Origin of the sequence: Actinomyces gerencseriae DSM 6844, from assembly GCF_000429265.1 — a bacterium.
GTDB classification, from domain to species: Bacteria; Actinomycetota; Actinomycetes; order Actinomycetales; family Actinomycetaceae; genus Actinomyces; species Actinomyces gerencseriae.
On record NZ_AUBN01000010.1, the window covers coordinates 11,708 to 29,753 of the forward strand.

Here is an 18,046-nt window from a genome sequence, read left to right on the forward strand (position 1 = left end):
CTCCAGTCGCCGCCGCGCCCGCCGATCAGCCGACTCCACCGACCGAAGACCCGTCCACCACGACCGAGGACCGCATGAGCACCCAGCCCACCACCTCCACCACCGTTGAGGCCGCCGTCGCCCCGACCTCCGCCGAGCGCCTGAGCAGGGGCGAGCCCTACGTGCTCGCCTTCGGCGGACAGGCCACGCCCTGGCGCGCCACCCTCGACGAGTTCGTCGGGCTGGATCGGGACCTGGCATCCGTGCTCGTCGGGGTGGACGCCGCCGTGGCGGCCCGCCTGGCCCCCGTGGCCACCGACCTGCTGACCATCACCCCGCGCGGGGCCCGGTTCCTGACCGATGACGCCGTCCCGGTGACCCCCGCCGTCGCCTCCGCGGACGGCGCGGCGGCGGACACCGCCGACATCTCGGTCCCGGGCATCCTGTTCGCCCAGCACGCCGCCATCGCCTCCCTGCCCGGGGCGGGCGTCGACGCCACCGGACCCGCGGCCCCGGCCGTCGCCATCGGCCACTCCCAGGGGGTTCTCGGCGTCGCGCTGCTACGGGCTCTGACCGGTGCCGACGCCGTCGATGACGAGCGCGTCGTCGAGGTCCACGCCATCGCCCGTCTCATCGGCGCGGCCGCCGCCCGCACCACGCGCCGCCTCGACCTGGGCACCGTGGGGGAGTCCACCCCGATGCTCTCGGTGCGCGGTGTGACCCGCCGGGAGCTGGACGCGGTGCTCGCCCGGGTCCCCGGTGCCCAGAGCCTCAGCGTCGGTGTGACCAATGGACGCCAGGCCCACATCCTGTCGGGCCGCCCCGCCTCCCTGGAGGCCGTGGTCGCCGCCCTGGAGGTGGCCGCCCGGCGCAGTGCCGACGACCGCAAGGAGCGTCGCCGCGGGGGCGCGGTGCTGAGCCCCGTGACGGAGTTCCTCGCCACGTCGGTGCCCTTCCACACCCCGCTGCTCGCACCCGCGGTCGAGGACGTCGTCGCCTGGGCCGAGCGGGCCGGACTGGACGCCGGACTGGCCCGCGACCTCGCTGTCGCCGTTCTCATCGACCCGGTCGACTGGCCCGCGTCGGTCGCCGGGGCCCTCGACTCGGCCGGATCCCACCTCGTGGTCGACCTGGGCCCGGGCACCGTGCTCACGCGCCTGACCGAGGCCGTCGTCGCCGGCACCGGAACGACCGTCATACCCGCCGGCACCGCGCGCGGCGTCGATGACCTGGACCGTCCCGGCGCCGCCCCGGCACCGGCGGTCGACCGCGCCCGGTTCGCCCCGCGCCTGACGCGCCTGCCCGACGGGCGGCTCACCCTCGACACCGCCTTCACCCGCTTGACCGGGCGTTCCGCCGTGCTCCTGTCCGGCATGACCCCCACGACCGTCGATCCCGAGATCGTGGCGGCCGCCGCCAACGCCGGTTACTGGGCCGAGCTGGCCGGCGGCGGCCAGACCACCGCCACCGTCCTGACCGAGAACCTGGCCGGGCTGGAAGCCGCCCTGGAGCCGGGCCGCACCGCGGCCTTCAACGCCATGTTCATGGACCGCTACCTGTGGAACCTCCACCTGGGCACCCAGCGCCTGCTGTCCAAGGCCCGTGGCGCCGGCGCCCCCGTCGATGGCGTGGTCATTTCCGCGGGCATCCCCGAGCTCGACGAGGCCGTCGCCCTGCTGGCCCGACTGCACGCCGAGGGCTTCCCCTACGTGGCCTTCAAGCCCGGCACGGTGGACCAGATCCGGCAGGTCATCGCCATCGCCAAGGCCGTGCCCGACAGCCCGGTCATCATGCAGATCGAGGACGGGCACGCCGGCGGGCACCACTCGTGGGAGGACCTGGACACCATGCTCCTGGCCACCTACGACGCCATCCGCGCATGCGACAACCTCGTCGTGTGCGTCGGCGGGGGCATCGGCACCCCCGAGCGGGCCGCCGACTACCTCACCGGGTGCTGGGCCGAGGCCTACGGCGTCACGGCCGCTCCCGTCGATGGCGTCATGGTCGGCACGGCCGCCATGACCTGCCTGGAGGCCAGGACCAATGAGGACGTCAAGCAGCTCCTCGTCGACACCCCCGGAATCGACCCGGCGCACGCTGGCGGCTGGGTCGCCTCGGGCACCTCGGTGGGCGGCATGACCTCGGGTCTGTCGCACCTGCGCGCCGACCTGTACGAGATCGACAACTCCTCGGCCCGCGCCTCCCGCCTCATCCAGGAGCTCGCCGGTGACGACGAGGCCATGAACGCCCGTCGCGACGAGATGATCGCCGCCCTGTCGAGGACCGCCAAGCCCTACTTCGGCGACGTGGAGGAGATGACCTACCTGGCGTGGGCCACCCGTTACGCCGAGCTGTGCGTCGCCCCTCACGCGGGTCGCGCCGCCACGCGCGCGGACTGGGCCGACGAGGGCTGGTATGACCGCTTCCTCGATCTGCTCCACCGCATCGAGGCGCGTCTGAGCACCGCCGACCACGGCGAGATCCGGACCCTGTTCGCCACCGAGGACGACGTCCTGGACGCCGACGGCGCCCTGGCGGCGCTCGCCCGGAGCTACCCGACCGCTGCGCGGACCCTCGTCGAGCCGGCCGACGCGGCCTGGTTCGTCGACCTGTGCCGCAAGCACCCCAAGCCCGTGCCGTTCGTGCCCGTCCTGGACGCCGACATCCTGCGCTGGTGGGGCACCGACTCCCTGTGGCAGTCCCAGGACCCGCGCTACACCGCCGACCAGGTGCGCATCATCCCCGGCCCTGTCGCCGTGGCGGGCATCACCACCATCAACGAGCCCGTTGGTCATCTGCTGGAGCGCTTCGAGACCGCCGCCGTGCAGGCCCTCCAGACCGCGGGCGTCCCCGAGCAGACCGCCGCCGGTCGCCTGGGCACCGAGGTGACCGCCAGCACGCTCGGCGCTCCGGTGGCCGACGCCACCGAGCTGGTCCGCACCACACCGCACGTTCTGTGGAACGGCCACCTGACCATCAACCCGGCTCGCGTGCTGGAGCCGGAGGCCTATGCGGTGATCGCCCGCCCCGACGTCGCCGAGGACGCCTACGACCTGGACATTCGCCTCGACACCCACTGGGACTCCACCCCCGGGGGGGACGCGGTGCACGCCGTGCGTCGCCTCGTCGTCCCCCTGCGCCTGGCCCGCGCCTGGGACGGGGCCGCACCACTGGTGGACCCCGAGCGCATCAGCGAGACCATGAACGATCTCCTGCGCGCCACCGCGGGCGTGGGAGCCGTGTCCATCGCCGGCGACCTCGTCGAGCGCCTGCCGCAGGTGGTCCCCGCCGTCCAGGGCGCCACCGACGCGCTCGGCCGTCCCGCCGCGCAGCCCTTCGGCACCGTCCATGCCCGGTTCACCCTGGCCGACACCCTGGGGGCCGACCACGGCGCCGTCACCGCGGATGCCCTGCCGACCTCCCTGTCGCCCGCCCCGCTGGTCCCCGACGCCCTGCTCGGTCCGTGCTGGCCGGTCGTCTACGCGGCCCTGGGCAGCGTCGTCGAGGACGGCATGCCGCTGATCGAGGGGCTGCTGGGGGCCGTTCACCTCGACCACACCATCGACCTGCACCGCTCACTGGCCGAGTTGCACGCCCAGGCGGGCCCCGGGACCGTCATCCAGGTCGATGGCTGGGTGGCCGCCCTGGAGGAGTCCAGCGCCGGCCGGGTCGTCGACGTGCGCCTGCAGCTGACCGACGCCGCCGAGGGATCGGAGGGCGCTCTGGTCGCACTCATGCGCGAGCGCTTCGCCATCCGGGGGCGCGCCTCGGGCACCGCCGTGCCCTCGGCCCCCGAGCCGGCGGGAGGCACGGGACGCCCCACCGCCCCCGCCGCCCGCCGCCTGCTGCGCCGCGTCACTGTGACGGCGCCGTCGGACATGACCGCCTTCGCACGCGTCACCGGCGACTTCAACCCCATCCACACCAGCTACCACGCGGCCAAGGTCGCCGGCATGGAGGCGCCGCTGGTCCACGGCATGTGGCTGTCGGCCACCGCCGAGCAGGTTGCGGCCTCCACCGCAGCCGATGGCACCCGCAACGTGCTGGCGGGCTGGACCTACGTCATGCTGGGCACCGTCGAGCTCGCGGATCGCGTCGAGATCAGCGTCGAGCGCACCGGGCTCGTCCGCGGCGGCGGCCTCGTGCTGGAGGTCACCTGCCGTATCGGCGACGAGGTCGTCTCCCGCGGCACCGCCGTGACCGAGCCCGAGCCGACCGCCTACATCTACCCGGGCCAGGGAATTCAGACCCGTGGCATGGGCCTGGACGAGATGCGCATCTCCAAGGCCGCCCGTGAGGTCTGGGAGCGCGCCGACGCCCACACCCGCGCCGAGCTCGGCTTCTCCGTCATCGCCCTGGTGCGCGACAACCCGACCGAGATGACCGCTCGCGGAGTGACCTATCGTCATCCCGAGGGACTGCTCAACCTCACCCAGTTCACCCAGGTCGCCCTGGCCACGGTCGCCATGGCCTCCACGGCGCGCCTGGCCGAGGCCGGCGCCCTGGTCGAGGGCGCGGCCTTCGCCGGGCACTCCCTGGGGGAGTACACCGCCCTGAGCGCCTACGGGCGCGTCATGCCCGTGGAGACGACCATCTCCATCGTCTTCCAGCGCGGCTCCACCATGCACACCCTGGTCGAGCGCGACGAGCACGGCGCCTCGAACTACCGCATGGGGGCCCTCCGTCCCAACCAGGCCGGCATCAAGGCGACCGACGTCGAGGACTACGTCGCCCGGATCTCCGAGAGGACCGGCGAGTTCCTCCAGATCGTCAACTACAACCTGGCCGGCGTGCAGTACGCCGTGGCGGGCACCATCAAGGGACTGGAGGCCCTGGCCGCCGACTCGCGCGCCAAAGCCGAGGCGCGCGGCGGCAAGAACCCCTTCATGTTCGTGCCCGGCATCGACGTGCCCTTCCACTCCGAGGTCCTGCGCCCCGGCGTGCCCGAGTTCCGCGAGCGCCTGGCCGCCCTCGTGCCGACCGATCTGGACGTCGAGCGCCTCGTGGGTCGCTACGTGCCCAACCTCGTGGCGCGTCCCTTCGAGCTGAGTCCCGAGTTCGCCCGTTCGATCCTCGACGTCGTGCCGTCCGAGCCGGTCAGGGCCGTCATCGAGAACTGGGGCGCCTGGGAGAGCCGGCCCGTCGAGCTGGCCCGCCAGCTGCTCATCGAGCTGCTGGCCTGGCAGTTCGCCTCCCCGGTGCGTTGGATCGAGACCCAGGACGTCCTCCTGTCCTCGCCCGACGAGGGCGGACTGGGCGTCGAGCACGTGATCGAGATGGGTCTGGCCGCGTCCCCGACGCTGGCCAACCTGGCCTCCAGGACGCTCATGCTGCCCCAGCACCACGGACATCATGTGACGGTCCACAACGTCCGCCGTGACGAGGCGCGCGTCCTGGCCACCGACACCGACCCCGCCGTGGATCTGGAGGAGAGCTTCGAGCTGCCGGCCGGCGAGCAGCCCGCAGCCCCCGTCGAGGCGACCGCGCCCGCCGAGGCCCCGGCCGCACCGGCACCTGCTGAGGCTCCGTCGGCTCCTTCGGCGCCATCGGCGTCATCCGGTCCTGCTGACGATCTGCCCTTCACCGCCACGGACGCGCTCACCGTGCTCCTGGCGCACGCCGCGCGCATCCGCCCCGAGCAGATCGGCGCGACGGACACCACCGAGACCCTGACCAATGGCGTGTCCTCGCGGCGCAACCAGCTCCTGATGGACATGGGCACCGAGCTCCAGCTCGCCAGCATCGATGGCGCCGCAGACGCCGACATGACGGCGCTCGCGGCCACCGTGGCCAAGGGGGCCCCCGGCTACAAGGCCTTCGGCCCGGTCCTGACCGACGCCATCCGCACCGGCCTGGGCCGCCTTCTCGGTCCGTCGGGCGTGCGCCCGACCCGTATCGCCGAGCGCGTCAAGGGCACCTGGGGTCTGGGCGAGGGGTGGGTCTCCCACGTCACCGCCGACCTGTTCCTGGGCACCCGTGAGGGCGCCTCCATGCGGGGCGATGACCTCGCCTCCCTCGGGTCCTCCGCCCCCGTGGGGAGTTCCGGCGCCGTGGACGCGCTCATCGACAAGGCGGTGCAGGACGTGGCCTCGGCGCACGGCACCGCCGTCGCCAAGCCCAGCGCCGCGGGCGGCGCCGGGGGCGCGGTGGTGGACTCCGCGGCCCTGGACGCCTTCGCCGCCACCGTCACCGGCCAGGACGGTGTGCTGGCGACCACCGCGCGCACCGTCCTGTCGGCCCTGGGGCTGTCGGACCGGGTCACCGTTCCCGCCGACGCGGACGACGAGGCCGCCGCCACGCGCGCCCTGGTCGAGGCCGTCGATGCCGAGCTGGGCACCGGATGGCTCCGCTCGGTGACGCCGTCCTTCGACGCCGACCGCGCCGTTCTCATCGACGACCGCTGGGCCACGGCGCGCGAGGACCTGGCTCGTCTGGGCAATGGTGAGACGCCGCTGGACCGGGCACGCGCACTGCTCGCCCCGGAGCGCTTCACCGGCCTGGGCCGGGCCGTTGCCGATCAGGCGGCCTGGTGGGCCCGCAGCCTGCACGAGACGGGTGCGCCGCGGGCTGCGGAGCGCGCGGCGATCGCCGAGGCCATCGCCGCCGCGGCGGTGCGGCGTCCCGTGGCCGGTGACGAGTCGGTTCGCTGGGCCGATGACGTCGCCGTGGTCACCGGCGTCGCACCGCGCTCCATCGCCGCGGCGGTCGTCGGCGAGCTGCTGGCCGGCGGCGCCACCGTGGTGGCGACCAGCTCGCGCCTGACGCACGAGCGCCTGGCCTTCGCCAAGGACCTGTATCGCGAGCACGCCACCGCCGGTGCGCGCCTGTGGATGGTTCCGGCGAATCTCGCCTCCTACCGGGACGTCGACGCCCTGGCCGACTGGATCGGCCACGACCAGGTCGTCACCTCCGGCGGCTCCAGCAAGCTGATCAAGGAGGCGCTCGTCCCGACCCTGCTGTTCCCCTTCGCCGCGCCGCGTGTATCCGGGACGTTGTCCGACGCGGGTCCCGAGGCCGAGTCGCAGACGCGCCTGCTGCTGTGGAGCGTGGAGCGCACCATCGCCGCGCTGAGCGCCATCGGCACCGATACTCACGTCGACCACCGTCTCCATGTCGTGCTGCCCGGCTCTCCCAACCGCGGCACCTTCGGCGGGGACGGCGCCTACGGCGAGGTCAAGTCCGCCCTCGACGCCATCGTCAACCGGTGGCGCGCGGAGCGGACCTGGGCCGAGCGCGTGACGCTCGCCCATCCGCGCATCGGCTGGGTGAGGGGCACCGGCCTCATGGGCGGCAACGACCCGCTCGTGTCCGCCGTCGAGGCCGCCGGGGTGCGCACCTGGGACACCCGGGAGATCGCCGCCGAGCTGGTCGCCCTGTGCACCACCGAGGCGCGGGCCCGGGCCACCGCCGCTCCGGTGCTGGCCGACCTGACCGGGGGACTGGGCGAGGACGTGGACCTGGTCGCCCTGCGCGAGCAGGCTCTCGCCCGGGCGTCCGAGGCGGCGCGGGCCGGGCGGGAGGACCCGACCCCCGCCACCATCAAGGCCCTGCCGACGCCGGTGGTGCCGACGCAGCCGGCCGCCCCCGACTGGGGAGAGGTTGACGCCTCACTGGAGGACATGGTCGTCGTGATCTCCACCGGCGAGGTCTCCACATGGGGCTCCGGCCGCACGCGCCGCGAGGCCGAGCTGGGCATGAGCGGCGGGGACGACGTCGAGCTGACCGCCGCGGGCGTTCTCGAGCTCGCTTGGGGCATGGGCCTGCTCACCTGGCACGACTCGCCGAGGGCCGGCTGGTACGACACCGACGGCGAGCTGGTCGAGGAGTCCGACATCGTGGAGCGCTACCGCGACGAGGTCGTGGCGCGCTGCGGCATCCGCGAGTTCGTCGACGACGGGGTGATCGCCCCCGACGCCGAGGAGGACGTGGCCGTCTACCTCGACCGGGACATCACCCTGTCCGTGGCCGACGAGGCCACCGCCCGCACCCTGGAGGCCGCCGATCCCGAGCACACCCTCGTGGCGCCCGACACCGAGACCGGGGAGTGGACCGTCACCCGCCTGGCCGGATCGCTCGCCCGCGTGCCGCGCCGCGCGGCCCTGTCCCGCACGGTCGGCGGCCAGTTCCCGGTCGACTTCGACCCGCAGCGCTGGGGCATCCCGGCGGCGATGGCCGAGAGCATGGACCCGATCGCCTCGTGGAACCTCGTCACCGCAGTCGATGCCTTCCTGTCGGCCGGCTTCTCCCCGGCCGAGCTCCTGGCCGCCGTCCACCCCGGCGACGTGGCCTCCACGCAGGGCACCGGATTCGGCGGCATGGACGCCATGCGCAAGATGTTCGTGGGGCGGCTGCTCGGTCAGGAGCGCCCGAGCGACATCCTCCAGGAGGCCCTGCCGAACGTCGTGGCGGCGCACGTCATGCAGTCCTACGTCGGCGGCTACGGCTCGATGGTCCAGCCGGTGAGCGCCTGCGCGACCGCCGCGGTGTCCATCGAGGAGGGCTGGGACAAGATCGCGCTGGGCAAGGCCGATGTGGTCGTCGCCGGCGCCATCGACGACATCTCGGTGGAGTCCGTCGTCGGCTTCGGCAACATGAACGCCACCGCCGAGGCGGCCTCCATGTACGCCAAGGGCATCTCCGCCCGCCACTTCTCCCGGGCCAACGACCGCCGTCGTGGCGGCTTCGTGGAGGCCGAGGGGGGCGGCACCGTCATCCTGGCCCGCGCCTCCGTGGCCGCGCGTCTGGGGCTGCCCGTCGCGGGCGTGATCGGCTTCGTGTCCTCCTACGCCGATGGGGCCCACACCTCCATCCCCGCGCCCGGCCTGGGCGCCCTGGGAGCGGGCCGCGGAGGCGCGGACTCCCGTCTGGCGCGCGCCCTGCGCGCGCTGGGCGTCGAGGCGGACGACATCGCCGTGGTCTCCAAGCACGACACGTCCACGAGCGCCAACGACCCCAACGAGTCCGAGCTGCACACGCGCCTGGCGCGCGCGTTGGGACGCTCCGAGGGCAACCCGCTGGTGGTCGTGTCGCAGAAGACGATCACCGGTCACGCCAAGGGCGGCGCCGCGCTGTTCCAGGTCGCCGGTCTGGCCGAGATCCTCGCCACCGGCGTGGCTCCCGGCAATGCGAGCCTCGACGTGGTCGATGCCCCGCTGGTCGAGGACGCCTTCTGGGTCTGGCCGCGCACGCCCATCCGCCTGTCCGGCCGCGGGGGCGAGTCCGGTCGAGTCCCGGGCGCCGGAGTGGTGCGCGCCGGATTGCTGACGAGCCTGGGCTTCGGGCACGTCAGCGGTCTCATCGCCCTCGTCCATCCCGGCGCCTTCGAGTCCGCTCTGCGCCAGTCGGGCGGCCAGGAGGCCGTGGACGCCTGGCTGGCCAGCGCGAACGCCCGCCTGGCCTCGGGCACGCGCCGCCGTCGTGCCGGCATGATCGGCCGGGCGTCGCTGTTCGAGCAGGTCGAGGGACGGCGGCTCGGTCAGGAGACCAGGCGCCGCGACCCGCACGAGGTCGAGGCCGCCATGCTCCTCGACCCCGGGGCGCGGCTGGGCGCCGACGGCGTCTATCACGCTGGTGAGGGGACGGGCGCGGGCTCCGGTCAGGAGGTCTGACGCGCCCCGTGCCGAACGCACTGCAACGTCGGCGCGACCGGCTCCCGGGCCGGTCGCGCCGATCGCGTCATCCGCCGTCCCGTCCTCCCCGCGCAGTGCGAGTGAGTCGGGAGTGGAGCGGGCCCCGGGCGCGTGCCCGGGGCGCCGACCGATCCCGACGCGAGGCGCATCGGATCGTCCCCGCGGAGCGGCTCGGGCGCCCGTGGCGGACGTCGCTCACCCCGTTCGGGCGGCGCATGTGGCACACTGCCGCCGTGAATTCCGCGGGCATGATGGGAACGACGGATGCACCAGGCACGGTGCTCATCCGGCCCGTGCGGGCGGCCTTCAACGATGGGGCCGTGCGCTTCCACCGCCGTCCCGGCTTCACGGCGGTTCCGGGCTCCGAGCCCGCCCGCAATGGCATCATTCCCCAGGTCGCCATGAGACGGCGGCCGGATGAGCGAGCCCGGGGATGACGGCGTCGTCCGATCGCGGGCGCCGTCCGCGACTGCCGGAGGGGCCCGCGGGCCACGGCGCCGCAGGCGTTGGACTCGACCTGGTTCACGTTCCCGGCCTCGCCGAGCAGGTGACCCGGCCCGGCACCGTCTTCGCCGAACGGGTCTTCACAGCCCGCGAGCGCCGTGAGGCCCGTCGCCGCTCCGAGGACACGGGCTCGACCGAGGCCGAGCACCTGGCCGCCCGCTGGGCGGCCAAGGAGGCCTTCATCAAGGCGTGGTCGCAGGCCCTCAACACCCGGGCGGGCGGGGCATCCGCCCCGGTGATCGTTCCCGACGACGTCGACTGGTCCGATATCGAGGTCGTCACCGACCGTTGGGGCCGGCCCTCGCTGCGGCTGCGCGGCGCGATCGCCCGTGCCGTCGAGACGAGTCTGGGGGAGGGGAGCGGCCGGCCCGGCGCCTGGCCCGTCTCGCTGACCCACGATGGCGACTGGGCGGCTGCTATCGTCCTCGCGGTGACCTCCCCGTGAGGCCCCATCGGGAGGGGGCGGCCGTGGACGCGCGCTCCGTGAGGGCGTCGAACGGCCCCGATGGGTACTGTGACCGGGGACTCAATCAGCGTAGAATGGGCGCATGAAGAAGCTCATCAATACCGTCGATAGCGTCGTTGCGGACGCCTTGGCGGGCATGGCCGCGGCCCATCCGGGCGCGCTCCGCGTCGACGTCGACCGGCGCGTCGTCTACCGCGCCACCCCCAAGGAGGAGGGGAGGGTCGCCGTGGTCTCCGGCGGCGGCAGCGGGCACGAGCCCCTTCACGCCGGCTTCGTCGGACCCGGCATGCTCGACGCGGCCTGCGCCGGCGAGATCTTCACCTCACCGGTCCCCGACCAGATCGCCGCCGCCACGGCCGCCGTCGACCGCGGGGCCGGGGTCCTCCACATCGTGAAGAACTACACCGGCGATGTCATGAACTTCGAGATGGCGGCCGAGCTCGTCGCCGCGGAGTCCGGCATCGAGGTCGCCACTGTCGTCACCGCCGACGACGTCGCCGTTGAGGACTCCGTCCACACTGCCGGGCGCCGTGGCGTGGGCGTCACCGTCATCGTCGAGAAGGTCGCCGGCGCCGCCGCCGAGGAGGGCAGGGGTCTCGCAGACGTGGCCGTCGTCGCCCGGCGGGTTCGCGATCATGGTCGTTCCATGGGCGTGGCGCTCACCTCCTGCACCGTTCCCGCCAATGGCGGGCCCTCCTTCGACCTGCCGGACGACGAGATGGAGATCGGCATCGGAATCCACGGCGAGCCCGGCCGCCGTCGGGAGAGGGCCGCCACCGCCGCCGGGATCGCCGAACGCCTCGTCGAACCGATCCTCGCCGAGCTCCCCGCCGGCGACGGGCACGGTGTCATCGCCCTCCTCAACGGCATGGGGGCCACTCCTCTCATCGAGCTCTACGTCATGTACGCCGAGGTCGCCGGCCTGCTCGAGTCGGCCGGCATCGCCGTCGAGCGCAGCCTCGTCGGCGACTACATCACGAGCCTCGACATGGCCGGCTGCTCCCTGACCCTCGTGCGCGCCGACGAGGAGATCCTGCGCCTGTGGGACGCCCCGGTGAGCACCCCCGGTCTGCGCTGGGGGCGATGAGCGTGGCGGCGGCCGGGATGACCAGGACGAACGGAACCGCTGAGCCGATCGAGCCGACGGTGCTGACGGCCGCGGGGCTGGCGGCGTGGGTGCGCCGTACGAATGACCTCGTGAACGAGCACGCCGACGAGCTCACCGAGCTGGACGCCGCCATCGGCGACGCCGATCACGGGACCAATATGAAGCGGGGGCTGGCCGCCGCCGTCGAGGCGCTGAGGCCGGTCCCCGAGACCCCGGAGGCCGTCCTGAAGAGGACCGCCATGGCCCTCATCTCGAAGGTCGGCGGTGCCTCGGGCCCCCTGTACGGCACCTTCTTCCTGCGCATGGCCGCCGCGACCGCGGGCCGCAGCGACCTCGATCTCGCCGCTCTCGCGGACGCGGTCGAGGCCGGCGTCGGTGGGATCGCGCAGCGCGGTCGGGCCGAGCCGGGGGAGAAGACCATGCTCGATGCCTGGCTCCCGGCCCTCGACCCCCTGCGCTCCGGCACGGACCTGCCGGAGGCCCTTCGAGCGGCGGCCGCGGCCGCCGATGCCGGACGGGCGGCCACCGGGCCGATGCTCGCCAGGAAAGGCCGGGCCTCCTACCTCGGGGAGCGCTCCGTCGGGCACATCGATCCCGGGGCCTCCTCCACGGCTCTCGTCGTGCGCGCCCTCGCGGAGGTCGTCGATGGGAGCGCCACGTGATCGGGCTCGTTCTCGTCTCGCACTCCCGGGAGCTCGCGCGTGCGGCGCTCGAGCTCGCCGTCGGGCTCGTCCCGGGTCTCGACGTCCGCGTCGAGCTCGCCGCGGGCCTGTCCGGGGGCGGTCTGGGCACCGACGCCACCGAGATCGCGGCCGCCGTCGGACGAGCGGACGACGGCGACGGCATTCTCGTGCTGGCCGATCTCGGCAGTGGGATCATGAGCGCGGAGACGGCCCTCGAGCTGCTCGACCCGGGCGTCGCGGCCCGAGTGCGCCTGAGCCCGGCACCGCTCGTCGAGGGCCTCGTCGGCGCCTACGCGGCCGCCGGCATCGGCAAGACGCTCGATGACGTCGCCGCCGAGGCCGAGACCGCCATCGAGGCCAAGCGCGTCCAGCTCACCACCTGAGCCCGCTCGCCCCGCCCGGGGGCAGGGCGCTGAGGGCCCGAAGGTCCCGTGAGGAGGACGTGCACGCGGACGCGCCTCCCGGCTAGGGTGCGGTGGACAACCCGTTCCCCTGCACCGAGGAGAGTCATGTCTCCCACGACGTCCGCCGCCATCTCGATGATCATCTACTTCGTCGGCATGGTCGTCATCGGCTGGTGGGCCTACGGCCGCAACGACTCTCTCGACGACTACATGCTGGCCGACCGCGGCCTGGGCCCCGCGGTGACGGCGCTGTCGGCCGGGGCCTCGGACATGTCCGGCTGGCTCCTCATGGGGCTTCCCGGGGCCCTGTACGCCAGCGGCCTGGTCGAGTCGTGGATCGCCGTCGGCCTGACCGCGGGAGCCTGGCTCAACTGGCGCCTCGTGGCGCCGCGCCTGCGCACCTACACCGAGATCGCCGCCGACTCGATCACCATTCCCAGCTTCCTCGACAACCGGCTCCACGACTCGACGCACCTGCTGCGCTGGGTCAGCGGCCTGATCATCCTGGTGTTCTTCACCTTCTACGTCTCCTCCGGGATGGTCTCGGGCGGCACCTTCTTCGAGTCCTCCTTCGGCATGGACTACCGGCTGGGGCTGACACTGGTCGCGGGCATCACCGTCATGTACACCCTTGTGGGCGGATTCCTCGCCGTGTCCTACACCGATCTCGTCCAGGGTCTCATGATGGTCGCGGCGCTCGTCGCGGTCCCCGTCGCCGGCGTCGTCCGCCTCGGCGGCATCCGCGCCACCATCGATGCCGTCAGTGCGGTCGATCCGCACTACTGGGCGATGGTCGGCCCGACCACCTCGGTCATCGGCATCGCCGGCTCGCTGGCCTGGGGCCTGGGCTACTTCGGTCAGCCCCACATCATCGTGCGATTCATGGCGATCCGGTCCCCGAAGGAGGCCGTCGCCGGGCGGCGCATCGGCATCGGGTGGATGCTCTTCGCGGTGGCGGGCGCCGCCGCCACCGCGGTCGTGGGGGTGGCCGTCTACCAGCGCGACGCCTCCGGCCTGGCCAACCCCGAGGCCGTGTTCATCAGCCTGGGTCGGCTGCTCTTCGACCCCTTCGTCGCCGGCTTCATGCTCGCCGCGATCCTGGCCGCCATCATGTCGACGATCTCCAGCCAGCTGCTGGTGACCTCCTCGGCGCTCATCGAGGACCTGTACAAGCGGATCCGCGACGTGGAGCCCCCGCAGCCGCGCCTGGTCATGTACTCCCGGTTCGCGGTCCTGATCGTGGCCGTCGTCGCCGCCGCCATGGCATGGTCGCCCAACGACACGATTCTGGCCCTGGTGGCCTTCGCCTGGGCCGGCTTCGGAGCATCCTTCGGGCCGATCGTCCTGCTGTGCCTGTACTGGCGCCGGCTGACCGCGATCGGCGCGGTCGCGGGCATGGTCACCGGTGCGGTCGTGGTCATGATCTGGGGAGGCCTCGATGGCGGCCCCGGCGGAATCTTCGACCTGTACGAGCTCGCCCCGGGATTCGCGGCCAATCTGCTCGTCGCCTGGGCCGTCTCGCGCGCGGGCCGCCCCGATCCCGCGGTCGAGGCCGAGTTCCGGGCTGCCGTCACCGCGGCCCGCCGATGACGGTCATCCCGCGGTGTGACCTGCCAGTCATCGGGGCGCATTGTCGTGCCCGGGACCGTGGACTACTCTCGCTACCAGCAACGTGCTCCGGGGTCGGTGAAAGTCCGAGCCGGCGGTGACAGTCCGCGACCCGGCCGTGCTGGTCCGCCGGACCGGCACGATCGGTTGAACCGGTGGAATTCCGGTACCGACGGTGAGAGTCCGGATGGGAGGAGGCACGAGGCACCCGGTCCGGGAGCGCCCTGAGCGGTGGCCGCCCACGCGGGCAGTTTCCGGTCACCAGGTGCCGCACGGCGCGAGTCCACGGCCGTCCGTCACCCCGGAGCCTCCCGGGGCGCTCGCCTCGGGCGAGCGGAGAGGACCTCGCGTGAGCACCACCACCGTCGATCGCCCCGTGTCGTCGCTGGCCGCGAATCGGACGGGCAGCGCCCGCGTCGCCTCGTCGTGGCGGGAACGCGCCTCCGCCCGGCGACACCGTGGGCATCGGGGCCCCGGCCCCGCCATCTCCCTGGGCCTGGCCATCCTCGCCACGTGGTGGGCCGTGACCCGCGCCGGCCTCATCCTGCCGGTCTTCCTGCCCGGGCCCGCGGACGTCGCTCGCCGCCTGTGGCTGGGCGTGAGCCGCGCCGGCCTGCTCGAGTACGCCCGGATCACCCTGACCGAGGCGGCGCTGGGCTGCCTGGCCGCGGCGGCGCTGTCCCTGCCCCTGGCCTGGGCGCTCTTCCACTGGCGCCTGTTCACCCGCGCCGTCCTGCCCTACGTCGCCGCCTCCCAGGCCGTGCCCGCCGTCGCCATCGCCCCGCTGCTGGTCGTGTGGATCGGCTACGGCACCGTGCCGATCGTGGCGCTGTGCGTCCTCATGGTCTTCTTCCCGATCACCGTCACCGTCCTGCTGGGCCTGCGCGGCCTGGACACCGACGTCATCGACGCCGCCCGGCTCGACGGCGCTCACGGGGCCTCCATGGTCGTGCACATGGAGCTGCCCATGGCGCTGCCCGCCATCCTGTCCGGGCTGCGCACCGGCTTCACGCTGTCGGTCACCGGCGCGGTCATCGGGGAGATGATCATGGGGGGCAGAGGCCTGGGCATGGTCCTCGCCTCCCAGCGCCAGAGCGTCGATACCACCGGCCTGTTCTCCACGATCGTCATCCTGTGCGTCATGGCGACGACCACCCACTGGTGCCTGCACGAGCTCGAGCGCCGCAGCCGCGTCGTGGACTCGCTGCGCGGGCGCCGTGCGACCTGACGACCGCGCACCCGTGCGCCGACCCGTGCATCGCAGACCATTCGCCCGCCCGGCGTCGCGCCATTCTCACGCATCCGCTCGACCTGCCGACCCTGCCAACCCGCCGACCGGAAGGACCCACGATGAACCACCCCTCCCGCCGCTCGATCCTGTCCGCCGTCTCCGTCACGGCCCTGACGGGGATCCTCACCGCCTGCGGCTCCGGAACCGGTGCCCGGAAGGCCTCCGCCGGTGCCTCCGGAGGCACCGGGGACCTGGTCATCGGCCTGACGTACACGCCCAACATCCAGTTCGCCCCCTTCTACCTGGCGCTGAGGAACGACCAGTACGCCTCGGGGGTGTCGCTGCGCCACCACGGCGAGCAGGAGGGCCGATTCGACGCTCTCCTGGCCGGGACGGAGCAGCTCGTCGTCGCCGGTGCGGACGAGGCGGTCGTGGCCGCCTCCAACGGCAATGACCTGGTCGTCATCGGTGGCTTCTACCAGCGCTACCCCGGTTGCGTCATCGTGCCCGAGGACTCGGAGATGACGGACCTGGCCGTGCTGAGAGGAAGGACCATCGGCACTCCCGGCAATTCGGGGGAGACCTGGTACTCCCTCCTGGTGGCCCTGTCCACGGCCGGGCTCGGCCAGGACGATGTCACGATCCAGGAGATCGGCTACACCCAGCAGGCCGCGCTCGCCTCGGGCAAGGTCGATGCGGTCGTCGGCTACTCCAACAACGACGCCGTTCAGCTCGCGCAGAACGGCACCGCCGTGCGCACCCTCGCCATCGGTGAAAACGTGCCGCTGGTGGGCGCCTCCCTGATCACGTCATCGGATGCCCTATCCACCCGTCGCGACGAGCTCGCCGAGGTCGTCGCGGCCTCGGCCACCGGTATGACGAGCTTCATCGACGACCCGGATGCCGCCGTCGAGGCCACCGAGGAGTATGTGCCCGACCTGGCCGATACGACTCAGGCCGCGCACGCCCGCGAGGTCGCCGTGGCCACCGGCGACCTCGTCAGAGGGGACGGGACGCGGGACATCGGTTCCGTTCGGGTCGAGGACATCGCCCCCATGATCGACTTCCTGTCCTCCCACGGGCTGCTGGGCGAGGAGGAGGTGCGGGACTCCGACGTGTGCGTGCCCCTGGGGCAGTAGTCGCCATGCCCTCGGATGCGCCCGACGGGGACGAGCCGCGGTCGGGCGCGCAGGACGAGCCGGCTACAGCCGGCAGGCCAGGAGTGAGGAGACGAGGATGGCGCGCGCCCCGACCTCGTAGAGCTCGTCCATGACCCTGTTCATGTCCATTCGCGGGACCATGGCGCGCACCGCCACCCAGTCGGGGTTCTGCAGCGGAGAGACCGTGGGCGACTCGATGCCCGGGGTCAGCGCCGCCGCCAGGTGCAGCCTGCTCATGGGAACGTCGTAGTCCACGAGCACGTAGGACCGGGCGCGCAGCACGCCCTCCAGGCGCCGCACGAGTGTGGCCAGCCCGGGCGCGTCCCGATGCTGCTCGGTCGTGATGAGCACGGCCTCGCTGGTCAGGATCGGCTCGCCGAAGACCTCCAGGCCCGCGGCGCGCAGCGTCGTGCCGGTCTCGACCACGTCCGCGATGAGATCGGCGACCCCGAGCTGGACGGAGGACTCGACCGCGCCGTCGAGGTGCACGGTCACGGCGTCCACGTCCCGGGCGGCGAGGTAGTCGCGCACCAGCACGTCGTAGGAGGTGGCCACGCGCTTGCCCGCGACGTCCGCGATCGAGGCCATCGTCCCCGTCGGGGCCGCGAAGCGGAAGGTGGAGCGGGCGAAGCCCAGGGGCAGGTGCTCGACGGCGTCGACCCCTGAGTCCAGGAGCAGGTCACGGCCGGTGATTCCGGCGTGCACGGTTCCCTGGCCGACGTAGACGGCAATGTCGCGCGGACGCAGGAAGAAGAGCTCGACGTCGTTGCTCTCGTCGACGAGCACGAGCTCGCGGCCCGTGCGGCGGGTGCGGTAGCCCGCCTCGGAGAGCATGGTGATGGCGGGCTCGGACAGGGATCCCTTGTTCGGGACGGCGATACGCAGCACGGCGGTTCCTGATCTGTAGGGAGGAGGTCGAGTGGGGTGCGGGGCCGAGGTCTACAGGTGACGGTAGACGTCCTGGAGGCTGTAGCCCTTGGCGACCATCATGACCTGGGCGTGGTAGAGCAGTTGGCTGATCTCCTCGCAGGCCGCCTCGTCGGACTCGTGCTCGCAGGCCATCCAGGCCTCGGCCGCCTCCTCGACCAGCTTCTTGCCGATGAAGTGGACGCCCCGGTCCAGCTCCGCCACGGTGCCGGAGCCCGCCGGGCGGGTCGCGGCCTTGTCCCGGAGCTCGGCGAACAGGTCCTCGAAGGTCTTCATGGCTCCAGGCTATCGGAAGGCCGGCCGCCTCCGGCTCAGCCGGGTGCTGAGCCGCGGGATCGTTCGGAAGG

At 73.1% G+C, this 18,046-nt stretch carries 11 protein-coding genes and 1 riboswitch; of the genes, 9 read left to right on the forward strand and 2 right to left on the reverse strand.

The window, feature by feature from the left end; genetic code table 11:
• Positions 1–74: 74 nt before the first annotated feature.
• The 9 genes from G448_RS0104245 to G448_RS0104285 all read left to right on the forward strand — a co-directional run bounded on the left by G448_RS0104245 (position 75) and on the right by G448_RS0104285 (position 16,751).
• Positions 75–9,587, forward strand: coding sequence for a type I polyketide synthase (locus tag G448_RS0104245; RefSeq protein ID WP_211227960.1), 9,513 nt, complete (start codon positions 75–77; stop codon positions 9,585–9,587).
• A gap of 254 nt (positions 9,588–9,841) precedes the next feature.
• Positions 9,842–10,045, forward strand: a complete 204-nt coding sequence (locus G448_RS18005; protein ID WP_156910916.1) for a hypothetical protein — start codon at positions 9,842–9,844, stop codon at positions 10,043–10,045.
• Positions 10,042–10,557, forward strand: a complete 516-nt coding sequence (gene acpS / locus G448_RS0104255) for a holo-ACP synthase AcpS (RefSeq protein ID WP_026406983.1) — start codon at positions 10,042–10,044, stop codon at positions 10,555–10,557. The genes G448_RS18005 and acpS overlap by 4 nt, the downstream gene beginning before the upstream one ends.
• Positions 10,558–10,660: 103 nt before the next feature.
• Positions 10,661–11,665, forward strand: coding sequence for a dihydroxyacetone kinase subunit DhaK (gene dhaK, locus G448_RS0104260; protein WP_026406984.1), 1,005 nt, complete (start codon positions 10,661–10,663; stop codon positions 11,663–11,665).
• 17 nt (positions 11,666–11,682) lie between these two features.
• On the forward strand, positions 11,683–12,348 hold the full coding sequence (gene dhaL / locus G448_RS0104265) for a dihydroxyacetone kinase subunit DhaL (RefSeq protein ID WP_051268641.1): 666 nt from the start codon (positions 11,683–11,685) through the stop codon (positions 12,346–12,348).
• Entirely contained in the window at positions 12,345–12,752 is a 408-nt protein-coding gene (gene dhaM, locus G448_RS0104270) for a dihydroxyacetone kinase phosphoryl donor subunit DhaM (protein ID WP_026406986.1), read from the forward strand. Before dhaL ends, dhaM begins: the two co-directional genes overlap by 4 nt.
• A gap of 126 nt (positions 12,753–12,878) precedes the next feature.
• Positions 12,879–14,363 carry a sodium/proline symporter PutP gene (putP, locus tag G448_RS0104275; RefSeq protein WP_026406987.1) on the forward strand — a complete coding sequence of 495 codons (1,485 nt, stop codon included), beginning with the start codon at positions 12,879–12,881 and terminating at the stop codon, positions 14,361–14,363.
• A 79-nt stretch (positions 14,364–14,442) separates the two neighbouring features.
• Positions 14,443–14,585, forward strand: a riboswitch (FMN riboswitch).
• Positions 14,586–14,730: 145 nt separating this feature from the next.
• The gene (locus tag G448_RS0104280) at positions 14,731–15,609 is read left to right on the forward strand and encodes an ABC transporter permease (protein ID WP_026406988.1); all 879 of its coding nucleotides are present in this window, start codon (positions 14,731–14,733) and stop codon (positions 15,607–15,609) included.
• A 122-nt stretch (positions 15,610–15,731) separates the two neighbouring features.
• Complete coding sequence (locus G448_RS0104285) at positions 15,732–16,751, forward strand: ABC transporter substrate-binding protein (protein WP_026406989.1); 1,020 nt, start codon at positions 15,732–15,734, stop codon at positions 16,749–16,751.
• Between the two features lie 63 nt (positions 16,752–16,814).
• Here G448_RS0104285 and hisG read toward each other — a convergent pair whose 3' ends face one another.
• Positions 16,815–17,660, reverse strand: a complete 846-nt coding sequence (hisG, locus tag G448_RS0104290) for an ATP phosphoribosyltransferase (RefSeq protein WP_026406990.1) — start codon at positions 17,658–17,660, stop codon at positions 16,815–16,817.
• Positions 17,661–17,711: 51 nt separating this feature from the next.
• Complete coding sequence (locus G448_RS0104295; RefSeq protein WP_026406991.1) at positions 17,712–17,975, reverse strand: phosphoribosyl-ATP diphosphatase; 264 nt, start codon at positions 17,973–17,975, stop codon at positions 17,712–17,714.
• Between the last annotated feature and the right edge of the window lie 71 nt (positions 17,976–18,046).

Bases quoted from the DNA above. Each gene is read 5' to 3' on its own strand.
- G448_RS0104245 (WP_211227960.1), top strand. From the start codon at position 75: ATGAGCACCCAGCCCACCACCTCCACCACCGTTGAGGCCGCCGTCGCC.
- acpS (WP_026406983.1), top strand. From the start codon at position 10,042: ATGACGGCGTCGTCCGATCGCGGGCGCCGTCCGCGACTGCCGGAGGGG.
- dhaK (WP_026406984.1), top strand. From the start codon at position 10,661: ATGAAGAAGCTCATCAATACCGTCGATAGCGTCGTTGCGGACGCCTTG.
- dhaL (WP_051268641.1), top strand. From the start codon at position 11,683: ATGACCAGGACGAACGGAACCGCTGAGCCGATCGAGCCGACGGTGCTG.
- putP (WP_026406987.1), top strand. From the start codon at position 12,879: ATGTCTCCCACGACGTCCGCCGCCATCTCGATGATCATCTACTTCGTC.
- G448_RS0104285 (WP_026406989.1), top strand. From the start codon at position 15,732: ATGAACCACCCCTCCCGCCGCTCGATCCTGTCCGCCGTCTCCGTCACG.
- G448_RS0104295 (WP_026406991.1), bottom strand. From the start codon at position 17,975: ATGAAGACCTTCGAGGACCTGTTCGCCGAGCTCCGGGACAAGGCCGCG.